This window comes from Maridesulfovibrio spiralis (SeqCode) (assembly GCF_048571135.1).
Classification (GTDB): Bacteria; Desulfobacterota; Desulfovibrionia; order Desulfovibrionales; family Desulfovibrionaceae; genus Maridesulfovibrio; species Maridesulfovibrio spiralis.
In genome coordinates, this window is record NZ_CP182344.1 from 3,303,837 (window position 1) to 3,320,436 (window position 16,600).

Annotated in this window: 17 protein-coding genes; 12 read left to right on the forward strand and 5 right to left on the reverse strand. The window is 47.4% G+C overall.

The features are described 5' to 3' along the window. Positions 1 to 14: 14 nt before the first annotated feature. Complete coding sequence (locus ACNI29_RS14775; protein ID WP_419779136.1) at positions 15 to 293, forward strand: hypothetical protein; 279 nt, start codon at positions 15 to 17, stop codon at positions 291 to 293. Between the two features lie 5 nt (positions 294 to 298). After that, complete coding sequence (locus tag ACNI29_RS14780) at positions 299 to 1,072, forward strand: GGDEF domain-containing protein (RefSeq protein WP_419779137.1); 774 nt, start codon at positions 299 to 301, stop codon at positions 1,070 to 1,072. 84 nt (positions 1,073 to 1,156) lie between these two features. Here ACNI29_RS14780 and ACNI29_RS14785 read toward each other — a convergent pair whose 3' ends face one another. Together ACNI29_RS14785 and ACNI29_RS14790 are read right to left on the reverse strand one after the other, a co-directional pair. Beyond that, positions 1,157 to 1,900, reverse strand: coding sequence for a substrate-binding periplasmic protein (locus tag ACNI29_RS14785; RefSeq protein ID WP_419779138.1), 744 nt, complete (start codon positions 1,898 to 1,900; stop codon positions 1,157 to 1,159). Positions 1,901 to 1,964: 64 nt separating this feature from the next. Next, the gene (locus ACNI29_RS14790) at positions 1,965 to 2,567 is read right to left on the reverse strand and encodes a Maf family protein (protein WP_419779139.1); all 603 of its coding nucleotides are present in this window, start codon (positions 2,565 to 2,567) and stop codon (positions 1,965 to 1,967) included. Positions 2,568 to 2,754: 187 nt separating this feature from the next. On the opposite strand from ACNI29_RS14790, the gene ACNI29_RS14795 reads away from it, so the two are divergent. From ACNI29_RS14795 to ACNI29_RS14825, 7 genes are all read left to right on the forward strand, one after another. Then, positions 2,755 to 3,711, forward strand: coding sequence for an MBL fold metallo-hydrolase (locus tag ACNI29_RS14795; protein WP_419779140.1), 957 nt, complete (start codon positions 2,755 to 2,757; stop codon positions 3,709 to 3,711). Between the two features lie 235 nt (positions 3,712 to 3,946). Next, positions 3,947 to 4,669 (forward strand): OmpA/MotB family protein, encoded by a 723-nt coding sequence (locus ACNI29_RS14800; RefSeq protein WP_419779141.1) that lies wholly within the window; start codon positions 3,947 to 3,949, stop codon positions 4,667 to 4,669. A gap of 11 nt (positions 4,670 to 4,680) precedes the next feature. Continuing rightward, positions 4,681 to 5,550 (forward strand): motility protein A, encoded by an 870-nt coding sequence (locus ACNI29_RS14805; RefSeq protein WP_419779142.1) that lies wholly within the window; start codon positions 4,681 to 4,683, stop codon positions 5,548 to 5,550. Positions 5,551 to 5,769: 219 nt separating this feature from the next. Further along, complete coding sequence (locus tag ACNI29_RS14810; RefSeq protein ID WP_419779143.1) at positions 5,770 to 6,726, forward strand: glucokinase; 957 nt, start codon at positions 5,770 to 5,772, stop codon at positions 6,724 to 6,726. 12 nt (positions 6,727 to 6,738) lie between these two features. Beyond that, complete coding sequence (locus ACNI29_RS14815; protein WP_419779144.1) at positions 6,739 to 8,172, forward strand: dihydrolipoyl dehydrogenase family protein; 1,434 nt, start codon at positions 6,739 to 6,741, stop codon at positions 8,170 to 8,172. 116 nt (positions 8,173 to 8,288) lie between these two features. Beyond that, positions 8,289 to 9,041 carry a substrate-binding periplasmic protein gene (locus tag ACNI29_RS14820; RefSeq protein ID WP_419779145.1) on the forward strand — a complete coding sequence of 251 codons (753 nt, stop codon included), beginning with the start codon at positions 8,289 to 8,291 and terminating at the stop codon, positions 9,039 to 9,041. Then, positions 9,028 to 10,347: a deoxyguanosinetriphosphate triphosphohydrolase gene (locus ACNI29_RS14825; protein ID WP_419779146.1), complete on the forward strand. Its 1,320-nt coding sequence runs from the start codon at positions 9,028 to 9,030 to the stop codon at positions 10,345 to 10,347. Before ACNI29_RS14820 ends, ACNI29_RS14825 begins: the two co-directional genes overlap by 14 nt. 74 nt (positions 10,348 to 10,421) lie before the next feature. On the opposite strand, the gene ACNI29_RS14830 is transcribed toward ACNI29_RS14825, so the two are convergent. The 3 genes from ACNI29_RS14830 to ACNI29_RS14840 form a co-directional block, all read right to left on the reverse strand. Further along, on the reverse strand, positions 10,422 to 12,356 hold the full coding sequence (locus tag ACNI29_RS14830) for a S9 family peptidase (RefSeq protein WP_419779147.1): 1,935 nt from the start codon (positions 12,354 to 12,356) through the stop codon (positions 10,422 to 10,424). A gap of 3 nt (positions 12,357 to 12,359) precedes the next feature. Next, the gene (locus ACNI29_RS14835; RefSeq protein ID WP_419779148.1) at positions 12,360 to 13,442 is read right to left on the reverse strand and encodes a diguanylate cyclase domain-containing protein; all 1,083 of its coding nucleotides are present in this window, start codon (positions 13,440 to 13,442) and stop codon (positions 12,360 to 12,362) included. A 70-nt stretch (positions 13,443 to 13,512) separates the two neighbouring features. Beyond that, positions 13,513 to 13,683, reverse strand: coding sequence for a hypothetical protein (locus tag ACNI29_RS14840; protein WP_419779149.1), 171 nt, complete (start codon positions 13,681 to 13,683; stop codon positions 13,513 to 13,515). A gap of 67 nt (positions 13,684 to 13,750) precedes the next feature. Between ACNI29_RS14840 and gpt the strand changes: the two genes are divergently transcribed. The 3 genes from gpt to ACNI29_RS14855 all read left to right on the forward strand — a co-directional run bounded on the left by gpt (position 13,751) and on the right by ACNI29_RS14855 (position 16,588). Then, complete coding sequence (gpt, locus tag ACNI29_RS14845) at positions 13,751 to 14,275, forward strand: xanthine phosphoribosyltransferase (protein WP_419779150.1); 525 nt, start codon at positions 13,751 to 13,753, stop codon at positions 14,273 to 14,275. A 171-nt stretch (positions 14,276 to 14,446) separates the two neighbouring features. Next, positions 14,447 to 15,523 carry a BMP family ABC transporter substrate-binding protein gene (locus ACNI29_RS14850; protein ID WP_419779151.1) on the forward strand — a complete coding sequence of 359 codons (1,077 nt, stop codon included), beginning with the start codon at positions 14,447 to 14,449 and terminating at the stop codon, positions 15,521 to 15,523. Between the two features lie 6 nt (positions 15,524 to 15,529). After that, positions 15,530 to 16,588: an ABC transporter permease gene (locus ACNI29_RS14855; RefSeq protein WP_419779152.1), complete on the forward strand. Its 1,059-nt coding sequence runs from the start codon at positions 15,530 to 15,532 to the stop codon at positions 16,586 to 16,588. Positions 16,589 to 16,600: the final 12 nt, after the last annotated feature.

The following is a 16,600-nucleotide window of genomic DNA, read 5'->3' on the forward strand; positions in this document are numbered from 1 at the left end:
TTAAGGATGTGTCAATGAGCTTTTTTTCGCGATTTATCGAAAATACTTTTTTAAAAAGCTATCATGCCGTTCATGATAAGTACCGCATTAAAGTTTTACGGGCATTGATGATTGTTTGCTTGTTTTTGCTGCCTATTGAAGCCTTGTCTTTTTATTACACAGAAAATTACTTCATCGCTTATAGTGAAGCTGTGTTTATCGTGATCCTTTATCTGTTCAGCAGGAGAATGTGGCAAAATACCCGCATATTTGGAACTTTTTTACTGTTACGTTTTTTGTTATTTGGTGCATGATTTCAATGTGGTACATTGATGACATCAGAGTATGGATGTTTTCTCTGTCTTTCCCGGTGTTTTTTGTGTTTTTTTTGGGGTTAAGAAAGGGAGTGTCGGTTACGATAGTCTATTTTTTGCCTTTGGTTTTGTCTTTTTTTCATTATTATCAAGAATCCGGTCAACTGCCGATCTCAACAAATATATTCATAGTATATTGCTTTACTGCGATATATATTGGTGTGTTGACTGTAGCATTTGAGCTTACAAATAAATTTTTGCTTTGTGATTTGAAACAGCGGGCTGAATTAGATGAGCTGACCGGTCTTTATAGTAGGAGAATGTTTTTCGACTTATTTAAGCATGATCTGGCGCAGGCTGAGCGGTTATCCTTTAATATAAGTCTTCTGCTTATGGATATTGATCATTTCAAAAGCATAAATGACACACATGGGCATCCGGTTGGAGATGAGGTTTTGAAATGTGTTGCAGGTACTTTTTGTAAAAGTATCAGGAAAAATGATACCCTCGGCCGCATAGGGGGTGAAGAGTTTGCCTGTATGCTTCCTGCTGCAAACGCACAGGAGGCGGCTGTTGTGGCGGATAAAATGCGTAATGCCATTATGGAGTTGAATGTCGAGAATTTACCGCAGTGTACAATCAGTGTAGGTGTAACCGGATTTATTGCCGGAGACTCAGTTTCAAGTATGTACAAAAGAGCCGACCAAGCACTTTACAAAGCCAAGGCAGCGGGAAGGAATTGTACTGCGATAGGCGATATTTCTGGATTTAATCCATGATGTATCTTTCAAAAAGAAGAGTTGTGCTGGAGTGTTAGGTGGTATCCTTTCTTGAAGGATGGCATTGCTATGTCGCTACCAAGTTTACTTAATGTATTTATTTATAACTCTGTCTTTGAACCCTGTGTCCATGATCTCTTCTAAGGATTTCTGAATTTTAGTGATAATCTCATCTGAAGTATCTTTATTTGCCACCATGTAATACCCGCCTTCTTCAGAAAGAAGATATACAATCTCTAATTCTGAATATTTATATCCTAAATTTTTCATTTGGTAAGCCAAATCCAATGGGTCTCCGGGAATAAGGTCAACTCGTTTTTTAAAGAGCATTTTCAGTAATTGTGGTGAGTTGATTATTAATGAGTAGTCTTTATTTTGAAATCCATGGGTTATGAAAAATTGTTCAACAGACCCCCCAGAAAGAACCCCTGTATGATATTTTTTAATATCTTCAACATTGTTAATCTGTATGTTAGTCCGATTTTTTAGTTTGTAGAGGTATACTTTTCTGGAGTGGATGGGTCCAATCCAGAAATAATTGTCTTCGCGCTGCGGAATACGCGCGACTGTAAAGAGCATAGTGTTTGGGATTTTCTGCACAGTGATTAATGCGCGCTTAAATGGGTATAGTGCAAGTTTGTATTGAATATTTGCCTTTTGCAGTGCTGACTCTATCAGCTCTGTGCTGATACCGACAATTGTGCCGTTTTGTTTGAAATTATATGGAGGCCAGTTGTCTACAAAAATAGTCAGTTTTTGAGCTTTCACAGTTGCCGCTAAGCCAAGTAAAAGAATGATCATTAAACCTATGAATGGCTTTAGTTTCATTTGATAGCTCACTTTTCCGTTTATATTAAACTTTATTCTAATAGCTTAACTTAGAAATTATTTTTTATCCATCCCCCGCCACAACAACCCCCAACTCAACCAGAGTTTCAATCACACGCGCCAGCGGCAGACCAACCACGTTGGTATACGACCCGCTGATGCCCTTGACCAGAAACGCGCCTTGACCTTGGATGGCGTAGGCTCCGGCTTTGTCGTCGGGTTCTCCGGTGGCGGCGTAGGCTTTTACTGCGGCTTCGTTGAAGTCGATGAACTCCACTTCCGTTGATATTGCATAGCTGATTTTTTCCCCTTCGGGTGAGATCAGGGCACAGCCGCTGATTACATTATGCTTGCGGCCGCAAAGGGATTTTACCATTTCATAGGCTTCGTCACGGTCTTTAGGCTTGCCGAGGATGTCGCGGTCACGGACTACGATGGTATCCGATCCCAGTACGTAGGCTCCGGGATTGGAGGCTGCTACGTTTTCCGCTTTCTGTTCGGCCATCAGGGTGGCGTATTCTTCGGGGTCCTGATTGGGAAGCGGGGCGGGTTCGTCACAGGTGGCGGGTTTGATTTCAAATTCCAGCCCAGCAGATTGCAGCAGGTCTTTGCGGCGCGGGGAACCTGATCCCAAAATCAATGGTTTCACTGTGGTATATATGCTCATGGCTTACTCTTTTAATTAAATATTTTTATCGGGTCGGTCACAAATTGTCTGCTGATTTTGTTTGATAGTCGGCGATAGGTCAAATGTTAATGCCGATTTCAGTCGGCTTGTTATTTTTTGTATGCTTTTGTTGCCCTTTTCTGCTTCTGGATGTAATAATTCATAAAATACAGAACAGGAGTAATAGATGAAGGTTTGCATCTGGGGCGCGCGCGGGTCCCTGTCTGCCACATTCAATGCCGAAAGGGCTAGAGCCAAGGTTAAGGCTGCACTTGAGATTGCTGTTGAAAAAGGAATTGATTCAACAACCGATCTTGATGAGTTTATAGACAATGAACTTCCGTTTCCTGTTCGCGGTTCTTACGGAACCAATACCCCATGTATTCAGGTGGAAGGGCAGGGGGATGATTATATCATCTGCGACTGCGGGACCGGGCTGCGTGATTTGGGCAACAAAGTCATGGCTGACCGGCATGGTGCGCCGGGAGCCCATTTCCATATATTGATGTCCCATCTGCATTGGGATCATGTACAGGGTTTTCCTTTCTTCGTCCCGGCTTACATTCCCGGAAACAAGATTACTTTTTACGGCGGTCATCCAAACATAGAAGCCGTTTTGCGCAACCAGCAGAGCGAGCCTTGTTTTCCGGTTCATTTCGATAATCTGGCTGCGGATATTGATTTCATCCGTTTGAAAACGGGACAGAAATTTGAGATTGCCGGGGTGAGTATTGAGGTCAAAGCCCAGTATCATCCGGGGGGATCATTCGGTTACCGTTTTGAAAAAGACGGAAAATCTGCAGTTTATTCCACTGATTGCGAACACAAAAGTGCCACAGCACTAACCGATAAGGGGTTTGCTGAATTTTTCAAGGATGCGGATCTCCTGATAATGGATGCCCAGTACTCATTTGCCGAGGCTAATTCCATCAAGGAAGACTGGGGGCATTCAAACAACATCATCGCTGTTGAGCTTTCCGGTATGGCTAAAGTCAAGACCCTTTGCCTGTTCCATCAGGAGCCGGTGCTGGATGATTTCCAGTTGCAGAAATTTCTTGAAGATACCAAGGAGTTTTCCCAGCTGGCCGAGTTCAGGCCGGAGAAGATAATCATGGCTCAGGATGGGCTGTGCATTGATTTGTGATTGAGATCTTTTTAATTTTTTTAGAGCGGTTTCCGAAAAGGAAGCCGCTCTTTTTTTTAGGACGTTCCGTTTATGTCCTCTTTTTGACTTTTTCAATTTTTATCCTTTCCTTAAGTAAAGTAATTCTTTCTTAGTCCTTGTAATATACACTATTTCAGCCATTGGCATTACCCTTGCTTTCAAGTCAGAGAGAACCACGGGCTTAACCCGAACTTTTCCGATGACGGAGCAAGGTATGAAATTTGACGACTTGAAATGTGAACTCGATCTGATTGAATTTAAGTCAGGAGACACGGATACTTCCGGCATGAATGGCTGGGCTGTTCCGTGGTCGGACCTGATGATGGTAATGTTTGTGCTTTTTGTAGTGCTTTTCATCTACAGCCAATCCAAGGAAAACATCAAAGTCATTTTCGAGGGCAATGCGCAGTCGCAGGTCGCGGTTAACCCGGCTGATGAACTTATTGAAATGATTTCGTTCCACCGCGAGGCCATGTCCAGCTCAGCACGCGTGGTCATGAGTCCTGAAGATGTGCTTTACCGTAGCGATGACGGTGCGGTGAGCATGAAGGAAGAAGACGGTGAGTTGAAAATCGTGATGCGCGGCAATGCCTTCTTTGCACCGGGCAAAAGCGTTTTTGAGCCTAAGACCCGTCAATATCTTGCCGAAGTCGCAGAAGTCCTCAAGACCAGCAATCATGCCATTCATATCGTCGGCCATACCGACTCTTCCGACGCAGCCAGAACGGGTGAGGAATCGTCTTTTGCTCTTTCTGCGGCACGTGCTGCAAAGGTTGCTGAATATCTTATCAATCAGAAAACAATCGACCCGGTACGCATAATTGTAAGCGGACGCGGCGGTTCAGCACCTGAATTACCCGGTGATATGGGTGAGGTTCAAGGCAACAACCGCAGGGTCGAAATTGTGGTTATCAATACTGATGTCAATGCCAAGTAAGGAGGTCTGTAATGAATAAAAAGAATTTAATCGGCGTCATCGTTGCCTCTTCCATATTTGCCGGAAGCTTTTGGTTCAGCGGAGGGATAGCACTTTATTGGAATGCGGCAGCTCTTGCCATCGTAATTTCCGGCCTTGCTGTGGCGGTACTGCTCAGCTATCCGGTTGAGCTGTTGCGTGAAGCTTTCCGGGTGGTACAGGACAGTTATTCCACCCGTCTGGCAACTCATGAGGAAATTGTGGAAACCCTGCTTGATCTCAGTGTGCGTTCTAAGATGGACGGTATGCTTTCCCTTGAAAAAGCAGGCGAAAAGACCACTATTTCCTTCCTGCGAAATGCGCTCATGCTGCTGGTAGATAATTTTGAGGAGCATGAAATCAAGGACTGCCTCAAAACTGAAATGTCATTTTTCAATATGCGCCGCGGCGAATCAGAACGAGTCTTCCAATCCATGGCCCGTTTCGCTCCTGCATTCGGTGTTGCCGGATCAGTAATCGGATTGATCGGCCTGCTTATGGGCATCGACAATCCGGCAATGATTCTCAAGCACATCCCGGTTGCATTTATCTCGACTCTTTATGGAGTAATTTTCAGCAACATGATTTTCGCTCCCATGGCTGAAACCGTGCGTTGCCGGACCCGTAACGAGTTGATTAATCAGAAAATGATCCTTGACGGAGTTGTCGCTATCAAGAATGAACAGAATCCTTACAAGCTCGAAAGAAAGTTGGGTGCTTTCATTGATGCAGATGACCGTGAAGAAAAGGCCGAAGCCCTTAGAAATATTACCCGTAAGTATATCAAGATGCGCCGGGATGAGAAAAAGGCCAAGGACAAAATCCTTCATGAAGTCCCTTTAGTGAAAGCTAAGGCTTCCTAGGCTCGCAAAAACAGATCTCCAATTCAGAATTGAATAACCGGCCCGGTGCGACGTCCTGAGAAGGGCGGTCCGCGCCGGGTTTTCTTGTGTCCGTTTTTTGACAATGCATGGCCCGGAAAAGTAGAACTATGATCGTTTATTTCTTTTGATTAATGTATTAGAATTCAGGTTGGTTTGTGTGAATTTTAAACTTAATTACCTCAGCAGGGGATTGCTATAATGGGATTAGTTCTTGCCGTGGATATCGGGGGCACCAACAGCAGGTTTGCCGCATTTGAGACCGGACCGGGCCATCATCTGGTCATGAAAGAAACGGTCTGGCTTTCCAGCGTGGAAGCGCAGAGTTTTGACCATCTAATGGAAATGCTCGGCGCAAGTGATTTCCCATATGCTCCTTCAGATTTTGATGTGACGGTTATTGCCGTTGCCGGTCCGGTTGTGGGCGGCGTCTATTGCAATGTCACCAATGTGGACTGGGATGTGGATTTCCGGGACGGGTATAAGAAATACGGCTTCAATGCTGCTGTGCTGATTAATGATTTTGCAGCACAGGCTTATGCCTGCCGTACTCCGGCTGTAGAAGGGTGCAGAGTCATCCATGAAGCCGATATTTCACCAATCGGAACCGTAGGCGTGATCGGAGCCGGAACCGGGCTGGGACATTGTGCACTGGTTCCCGTTCCTGTGTCTGAACTCGGTTACGTGCCTGTCCCATCCGAGGCTGGACATATTTCATTTCCCTGCCAGACCCCGGAAGAACTTGATTTTTGCAGGTTCGTCATGGACAAGCGTAACCTTTCGTACTGCTGCGGTGATGAAGTGCTTACCGGGCGCGGTTTGAATATCCTGCATATGTATCTGACCGGGGAAGATCTTGAACCGCGAGAGGTTGCCGCAAAAATGAAACAGGGGAACGATACTCTCGAATGGTATTCCCGGTTCATGGCCCGCTGTTGCCGCAACTACGCTATCAGCGTCTGCGCGACCGGAGGTCTGTATATTGCCGGGGGCATTGTGGCCAAGAATCCTTTCGTGATTGAGCAGCCTGTTTTTTTAAATGAATTTTTCGATTCCAGCTCAATGGGTGATTACCTGAAGCAGATTCCGGTATTCCTGAATGATAATCAGGAAAGTGGGCTTTACGGCGCTGCCTTGCGCGGTGTGCTGCATATCTAAAGTGGAGAAGGCATGGCCAGATATGATTATGATCTAGGCGTTATTGGCGGTGGTGCTGCGGGGTTGACTGTTGCTGCCGGGGCCGCCCAGCTTGGGGTGAAGGTTCTGCTGATTGATAAAGAAAACAAACTCGGCGGCGACTGCCTTCATTACGGGTGCGTGCCCAGCAAAACCCTGATCCGCAGTGCGCGGGTTCGGCATCTAATGGCTCGGGCCGGGGATTTCGGTCTGCCCGAAGCTGATCTTATGCCGGTTGATTTTTCCAAAGTCGCGGCCCGCATCCAAAGTGTGATCGACAAGATTCAGGTTCATGATTCCGTGGAGCGTTTTAATTCCCTTGGTGTTGAAGTCCTATTCGGTGCTCCGCGCTTCACTGACAATCATTCTATTTCCCTCAATGGTAACAGGATTTCAGCCGGATCATGGGTTGTTGCCAGTGGATCTTCTCCTGCCATTCCGTCTATCAAAGGACTGGCCGATGTGCCGTACCTGACCAATGTGGATATATTTTCTTTGCAGGAGCTGCCTGAGTCCTTGATTGTACTCGGCGGAGGCCCCATTGCCGTTGAAATGGCCCAGTCATTTCAACGGCTGGGAACCAAAGTGACGGTGATTCAGCGCAGCAGCCAGATTCTCAGCCGGGAAGACGAAGACATGGCCCGTTATGTCATGGAAGGTCTGACTGAGGACGGAGTTCGTTTTGTGCTCGGTTCCAGGATTCATGAAGTCTATGAGTCCGGGGATAAGATCAGGGTCCGGCTGGAATCAGAATCCAAGTTGCAGACTGTCGAAGGCAGACATTTGCTGGTTGCAATGGGCCGTACTTCCAATACTCAGGGGCTGGGTCTTGAGGAGGTCGGTGTCAAGCTTGAGAACGGCTCTGTCGAGGTGGATGCACGTATGCGTACCTCGGTTCCGAATATTTATGCTGCCGGGGATGTGACCGGGAAATACCGTTTTACCCATGCCGCAGGTTACGAGGGCGGAATTGTTGTTTCCAATGCTGTATTCCATCTGCCGCGCAAGGCGGATTACACATGGTTGCCGTGGTGCACTTATACTGACCCGGAACTGGCAAGTGTGGGCATGAACGAAGCAGCGGCGCAGAAAGCGGATATTGAGTACAAAACCGTGATTGAAGAATTCTCCTCTAGTGACCGTGCCTTGGCAGAAGGTGAAGCGCGGGGCCGTATCAAACTGCTGCTGAATAAAAAAGAAAAGCCCATAGGCTGTCAGATTGTTGCGGTTCATGCCGGTGAACTGCTTTCCGAATGGGTGGCGGCAGTGAACGGTAAAGTAGGTCTGGCGACCCTTGCCGGGGCTGTTCATCCGTATCCCACTCTTTCTGAGATGAATAAGAAGGTCGCAGGGAAGCTGCTCGGCGAGAAGCTCTTTTCAGACCGGGTGCGTAATATTTTGAAGCTCCTTTTTTCTTACCGTGGGTAGATGGCAGGTTATACTAAGGATTGTTTGCTGGATTAATGTCTTTGAGCTATATTGGTAATATGCCCGAAAACAGAAAAATAATATTAATATTATCTATATTGATCTGCTTAATACTATTGACTATTCCCAATCATGGGGTTGCAAAAGAGTATACTTTTGTATCATTGGAATTTGCGCCTTACTCTTATTGTTCCAATGGTACAGTGAAAGGGCTGGATGTTGAGCTTTTGCAGGAATGTTTCCGGCGCATGGATGAAAAATTGAAAATTATGCTGGTCCCATGGAAGCGGGCTTTATACATGGGCATGTATGGTCAGGCGGACGGGGTTTTCAGTATCCTGCTGACTCCTGAACGAAACGAAAAAATGTTTTTCAGTGATCCGGTCAGAACCGAGCTGATGACTCTGTATGTGCGTAAGGATTCCAAGCTTGTATTTAATGGTGATCTGGACGAGTTGAAAGATTTCCAGTTGGGGGTAGTCAGGAATTTCAGTTACGGCAATAAAGTTGATAACTTTGTGAAAAATGAAATTTCATCTGGGCATATCGAGGTGAGTGTGTCTCCGGAAATGAATATTACAAAGCTTATCAGGAAACGGTTTGACGTCATGGTCGGAGACAAGATTTCAACAATCGGGGCCATAAGAAAGCTGGGAGTGGCAGGCCAGATCCGCCAATTGGGAGAACCGGTTTCTTCAAATAATATTTATGTGGCATTTTCCAAAGAACTCGGTCACGCTGGTCTCCGGGACCGTTTTAACGTGGCTCTCAAGTCCATGCGTGCAGACGGTACGTGGGATCGTATTATTAATCATTATCGTGAGTTGTGGGACAAGCAAAAGGATCATCTAACAAATGAAGTGGAATAAGTTATTAAACAAGCAGAGAATCGGAAAAGAAAAGTCAGACTATATTGATCACGACCGCAGTGAATTTCAGCGTGACTTTGACCGCATAATTTTTTCTTCGGCTTTCAGGAGATTGCAGGATAAGACGCAGGTTTTTCCGCTTTCGCGCAGTGATTATGTGCGCACCCGGCTGACCCATAGCCTTGAGACTTCCTCGGTGGGCCGTTCCCTCGGTTACATGGTCGGCAGCAAGTTGATTGAACGGCACGGGCTTGACCTCATGCCTGCCGAACCCGCAACAGTAGTAGCGACCGCCTGTCTCATGCATGATATAGGCAACCCTCCGTTCGGGCATTCCGGTGAGGATGCTATTCGTGACTGGTTCGAAAGTACTGAAACCGGGTGTAATCTCTGCACTTGGATCGGCAAGAAAAAGCGTGAGGACTTTAGGTTATTTGAAGGCAACGCACAGGGGTTGCGTAATGTGCTGGCCTTGCAGCGGGCCGGAAATCCTGGTGGCATGCAGCTTACATGCGCCACTTTGGCTTCTTTTACCAAATATCCTTTCACTTCGGACTATGCCGGGAAGAAAAAGAAGTTCGGCATATTCCGGAGCGAGGCTGATTCCTATTCCGAGATTGCAGAGCATCTGGGACTAATTAAGCTTGCTGAAAATAAATGGGCGCGCCATCCGTTCGCCTACCTCGTCGAGGCTGCAGACGACATCTGCTACCACGTTGTGGATATGGAAGACGGTTTCCGTCTCGGGTTGATCTCCTTTGAGAATATCCGTGATATGTTGATGGATATTCTGGGCGGAGATTCTGCTGTGCTGGCCCGGATCAACGGAATGGATGAGAATAAGGAAAAGGTGGAGTACCTGAGGGCAACGGCGATCAACGCGCTTGTTACCAGTTCATGTGAAGTCTTTCTCGACAACGAAGAGGCCATTCTGGAGGGCAAATTTGAATCCAGCCTGACAGAGGAAATAGAAAAGGCCGAAGAGTTCAGCCTGCTTAAAAAGGTTGCAATTGAAAAAGTCTACAACTCCACTGAAGTCATCGACACTGAGGCTGCTGCGTATGAAGTACTTTGGAAAATCCTTGAATTCTTCGGGCAGATTGTCTGCGAATTGCATACCGAAGAAAAACTGAGCACCAAAAGCCGCAAGTCGGTCAAGCTGCTTCCCGACCTTTACAAACCCACAGAGGGTGCGGGAATTTATAAAAATACCCAGCGGATTGTTGATTATGTATCAGGCATGACTGATGCTTTCGCAGTGCGCACTTTCAATAAGATTTCCGGGATTTCTTTGCTGCGTCGCTAAAGCAAGGGTAACTGAAAAACAAAAACGCCGCGCTCAACTGAGTGCGGCGTTTTTTTGTAGGAATGATTGTTGGGTTACTGCAACAAATGTTTATCAAGAAACCTTTCCATGGCTTCGTAAAAATCAAAGCGGTTTTCCTGATTTTGGAAACCATGCCCCTCGTTATCCTTGACCATGTATTCCACGGCCACGCCGCGATCACGCAAGGCTTTGACGATCTGGTCTGATTCTGCCTTTTTCACACGCGGGTCATTTGCTCCCTGTGCTACAAAGAGTGGAGCCTTGATTTTGTCCACATGAAATACCGGGGAAACCTTGCGCAACAGTTTGTAATCGCGGACCGGATCGCCGACCTTGATGTAGAATTCCTGTTTTTCGTTTTCCCAGTATGGCGGAAGTGTCTCCAACAGGGTGAACAGGTTGGACGGGCCGACATAATCGATTCCGCAGGCGTAGATATCGGGGGTAAAGGTCAACCCGGCGAGGGTTGCATAACCACCATATGAAGCTCCGTAAATCGCGACCCGCTCAGGATCGGCTATTCCCTGCTCAATGAGCCAGTTTACGGCATCGGTCAGGTCGTTCTGCATGTTGAGGCCCCATTGCTTGAAGCCTTTTTCCCAGAAATCGCGACCGTATCCGGTGGAGCCGCGGAAGTTGACCTGCAAGACGGCAATACCCCGGTTGGTCAGGAATTGTACTTCGGGGTTGAATCCCCAGTAGTCTCGCGCCCAGGGACCTCCGTGCGGATTGATGAGCACGGGCAGTTTTCCGGCTTCCTTGCCTTTGGGAAGACTCAGGTAGCCGTGAATGGTCAGACCGTCACGGGAAGTGAAAGATACCGGTTTCATTTCCACCATTTGCGATTCATCAATCCACGGGCTGACGTCCGCAAATTTTTTCAGTTCCTTTGTTGCGATGTCGTAAATGTATCCTGCACCAAGACTGCGGTCGGAATAGGTGCGGACAATACATTTGCTTTCGTCGTCATCAACGGAAGTCAGGGCTACGTCGTAACCGGGCAGCATGGCTTCAAGGTCATGCTGTATTTCTTCACGCAGGTCATCAAAAAAGACGTAATGATGCTTGTCGGTGTAGAATCCGGTCCCGGTGATGATTTTGCGTTTTTTAGAATACATGAGTTGCTCTACATCAACTTCAGGATGCTCGAATACCAGCTGCTCCAGCTCTTTTGTTTCCGGGTTGAAGAGGTAGATTGCCTGTTTGTCGCGGTCGATGTTGGTGCTGACATAGAATTTCTTGTTTTCGAAATCAAAGAGCAGGGGGATGAAAGCCGTCCTGAAGTCCATGCTCATCAGCTTGTGGAAAGGTTCGGAGTCATCGGCCCGGTAGAGGATGACATTCTGGCCGTTACGGGTGGCTATGGCTATGCGCACCTGACCGTTGTGGTCGGTCATCCAACCTACGATGTCACCGGGGTTGCGGGCCTGAAGTACAAGTTCTCCGGTGGTCACATTCAATTTAAAGACATCAAAGACTCTGGGATCGTCCCTGTTCATGGTGATCAGGATGTGGTCTGCGTCATTTTCAAGATCATCCAGTAGGTTGGTGCGGGTGTTTTCAAATGGAGTCAGGTCGGTTGCCCCGCTTCCGTCAACAGCAGCGGAAAAAGTATGCACATTTTCATCGCCGCCGGAATCCTGACCGAACACTATGCGGTCGTTGCCGACCCAGAAGTAGCCGTAGATGTCGCGTTTGGTAGCCCCGGTTACCCTTGTGGTTTTGTTGGTCGAAAGGTCTTTTACGAAGACATTGAGCCTGTCTTTCCAAGGGGCCAGCCATGCAATCTTCTTCCCGTCGGGGGAGATTGTGAATCCTGCGGCTTCGGGGTTTTTGAAGAAATCATGAAGCGGAATGGTTCCCGGCTTAAGTTTCTGTTCAGGCTCAGCTGAAACGGCAGCAGTAGAAGTCTTGTGGCTTGAACATGCAGTCAGCCCCAGAAGGGCGGCAGCAAAGACGGCAACGCAGATTGTTGAAAATTTGTTCATTGTCTACTCAGTTGGTTTTGCAGATTCAGGATGGGTGTATACTGTGCCGGGACCGTATTTTTTTGATTCGGTCAGGGCTGTATCCACCTTTTTCAGCAGGCTTTCGGAGTTGTCATCAGGATCGCACATGGCAATTCCGGTATTGACGATGAAAGGCACGGCCTTAAGGCTTTTGGTTTGCGTGATGATCTTGTTTATCTTTTCGGTAAGACTTTTTGCATTTGTTACTGAAGTATGAGGGGCGATTATAATAAATTTGTCCCCTCCGACACGGAAAAAGCTGTCCGGGCGTCTTAGATTTTTACGCACAACCCGGGCAAATCCGGCCAGAATCTTGTCTCCTGCTTTCTGTCCGTGCTTTTGGTTGATGCTTTTAAAGCCATGTATATCCATTTTAATATATGCCAGATCTGAATCGTATCTTATGGCTGTGGATACGGCTTTTTCTGATTCTTCATAAAATTTCATTCTGCCCGGAAGGTTGGTCAGGGTATCCCGTTCAGCCAATTTCCTGATGGTTGATTTGCTGACTTCTTTTTCCCGTGCGCAACGCTTCAATTCTTCGCGCATGGGAGAGTCCACAAGATAATAATGAAGCACAGCAAGAATGCAGATCAAAAACAGGAAGACGTATTCATATTTAACCAGATTCACATAGTGTCTGTTCGATGCTTTGCTTATATCAGAGGAAACCATGCCGATGGATGAAGCCAGTTTGCGCATGGTTTTATTCACTGCTTCCTGTTTACCTGTTTTTACTGCCCGAAGAAAATTATCAGCAGCAAAGAAAAGGGTGGAGTCTTCATTGTCCAGCAGCTGGGTTAACTTGTTGTCCTCTGGATATTCCCGCAAAGTATCCAAAATTGCGCTGAAAGATCCGCTGGCGGAATCGGTTCCCATAGAGTCGGGATTGGTCATGATTTCACCGGCAGTTGCGTGCAGTGATACCAGCAGTGCCTGAGTGTCAGTATAGTTTTTACGCTCAATTAGCAGGGTATGGAATAAGTATAATGCGGCCAGTGCCAGCAAAAAGATAAGGGGCAGGGTTATTTTATAGCGCAGGCGGTCGGCATCCTGAAATCTCATATGTTAAGCCCTTTGATTTTTGTTAATTGAATTTAGTCAGTTCTGCTATTCTAATAACCTTGCCGGAGTTTTATGTAAAATCAAAAATAAAATGTAAGGCCGGGATGACTTTTTCACTGTCTGGACAGGGTAGACGGAAGTCACAGTCTGCTGCTAAAAGGTAATCTTGCATTCTTGGATAGCTGTCACCGATAGCATTCAGCAGCTTTTTGGGAGGACTAAAACTACCTGAATTTTTCATAAATGTGGAAATGCGTTTATTTTTATGTTGCCCTTGTTCACTCCTTGGGCTAGGGAGAACCGCGTGCATGCATGGAAATCAAGGAGAAGATAAATTGTCCAAGGCTGACAAATATAGTAAAATGTACCCCATATCATGGGAACAATTGCACCGGGATTGCAGGGCTTTGTCCTGGAGATTGCTTGAAAAAGGGCCTTTTGAAGGTATTCTGGCCATTACCCGGGGTGGATTGGTTCCTGCGGCGATTCTGGCCCGTGAGCTGGATATAAGACTTATCGACACCGTGTGCATTTCCACATATGATTGGAAAGTTCAGGAAAAGAAAGCCACTGTGCTTAAAGATTTCAAAGGCGACGGCGAAGGGTGGTTGCTGGTGGATGATCTGGTGGATACCGGAGGCACAGCCAGACTTGTACGCGAAATGGTGCCCAAAGCTCACTTCGCGACTGTTTACGCCAAGCCTGAAGGGCGTCCCCTCGTGGACACCTTCATTACTGAAGTAAGTCAGGATACCTGGATTCTCTTTCCTTGGGACAGCGCGACTCAGTTCGCACAACCCATTGTTAAGGTTTCACAGGAAAATAATAGTTAAGACTTTTAGTCTTAATACGGTTTTAGGTTACTAGACATTTGCATTTCCAGCTGCCGGACGCAGGGAGTCCGGGGGCTGGTTGTGTATTTGTTTTTTTGTTTTACAATCAGGGGAAGATTCGTTGATACGAAGCTTCAACAGGGTTTCTAACTAATTCTCAAGGAGTGGATGATGCGTAAAGTACTGCTTATGGCCATTGTTGCGGCCATGTCCGTGATGCTGGCTTCTGTTGCGTTTGCCGGTGCCAAGAAGGATAAAGTTAAGGTCGGTTTTGTTTACATTTCTCCCGTAGGTGACGAAGGTTACTCCTACGCACAGGATCAGGGCCGTCAGGCTATCGACGCCCTCCCCTGGGTTGAAACATCTTTTGTAGAATCCGTTGCCGAAGGTCCGGACTCCGAGCGCGTTGTGCTCAACTTCGCCCGTAAGGGTTACGACATGATTATCGGTACCAGCTTCGGTTACATGGACCCCATGGTCAAAGTTTCCAAAAAATTTCCCAAGACCGCATTTCTGCACTGCTCCGGTTTTAAAACCACCCCTAACATGAGCAACTACTTCGGCCGTATGTATCAGGCTCGTTATCTGACCGGTATCGTTGCCGGTATGATGACCAAGTCCAACATCATCGGTTACGTTGCAGCTTTCCCTATTCCTGAAGTTATCCGCGGTATCAACGCTTTCACCCTTGGTGTGCGTTCCGTTAACCCTGAAGCAACCGTTCGTGTTGTCTGGACCAAAACCTGGTACGATCCCGCACTGGAAAAAGACGCAGCGATTTCCCTGCTGGACATGAAAGCTGACGTTATCACCCAGCATCAGGATTCCCCCGGACCGCAGGAAGCAGCACAGGAGCGCGGCAAGTACTCCATCGCTTACAACTCTGATATGTCCAAAATGGCGCCCAAGGCTCACCTGACCGCAGCTGTTTGGAACTGGGCTCCTCTCTTCAAGAACGCAGTTGAGCAGCTCCGTGACGGCGTATGGCAGGGTAACGAATCCCTGTGGTGGGGCATGGATCAGGGTATCGTAGACATCGCTCCTTTCGGTCCCATGGTTCCCCAGAATGTTAAGGACACTGTTGCAACTGCCAAGAAAGAAATTATTGAAGGCAATAACGCAATCTTCGTAGGTCCCCTCAAAGACCAGAACGGTAAAGAAATGGTTCCTGCCGGTAAATCCATGACCGATCCTGAAATGCTCGGTATGATGTGGTTTGTTGAAGGCGTAATCGGGAACACCAAGTAATAATTTATGTTGGGTTATCGCTTACAAAAGCGTGATGAACCTTGGAACTGGGGCGCCCCGTTTATTCTCGTGGGCGCTCTGGTTCTATCTTTTGGGATCAGCGCGCTCCTGCTTGAATTGCAGGGAAAATCTGCTGTACAAGGACTCTTCGTGCTCTGGCAGGGGTCTTTTGGTGCTTCATGGGCTTTGGAAGATGCCCTTTTAAAATCTATCCCCATTTTTCTCTGTGCACTGGGTGTTGCTACAGCCTTCAGGATGCAGGTCTGGAATATCGGGGCCGAAGGCCAGTTTGCGCTTGGCGCAATCGGAGGAACATGGGCCGCGCTTACCTTTCCCGGACTGCCCGGCTTTCTGCTCATGCCGCTTATGTTTATCTGTGCCGCACTTTTCGGTGCTGCATGGGCTTACATACCGGCAATCCTGCGTCTTAAATTGCAGGTTAATGAGATTATCTCCACCCTGATGCTCAACTACATCGCCATTCTGCTGCTTGAATACCTCGTATTCGGTGCATGGAAGGACCCGGCCAGTTTCGGTTTCCCTGTGACTCCGGAATTTTCGCCCAGTGCGATTATCGGCCAGATCGGTGATACCCGTTTGCATTGGGGTTTCGCTGTTTGTGTCGGTTCCGGTATCGCCATGTGGGCGTTCATGCGCTTCACCCGTCTTGGATTTGAGATCAAAGTCGCGGGTGAGGGCGAGCGCATCGCCATGTATTCTCGGCTGCCTTACGGAATGCTGACCATTCTGGTTATGGCAATTTCCGGCGCACTGGCCGGATGGGCCGGATGCATTGAAGCCTCCGCTACCATCAACAGGTTGCAGCCCTCAATCATGGTCGGCTACGGGTACACCGCAATTGTTGTAGCATGGCTGGCTAGATTACATCCTCTTTACATAGGCATTTCAGCGTACCTGCTTGCAGCTCTGCGCGTGGGTGTTGAAAATATGCAGCTTGAGTTACAGACCCCGGCATCTTTCGGATCAATCATGGAAGGACTCATTCTTATGTCCGTCCTCGCCGGTCAGATGTTTGTGACTTACAAGATCGTGAAGAAGAAATAGAAAGAATTTGCC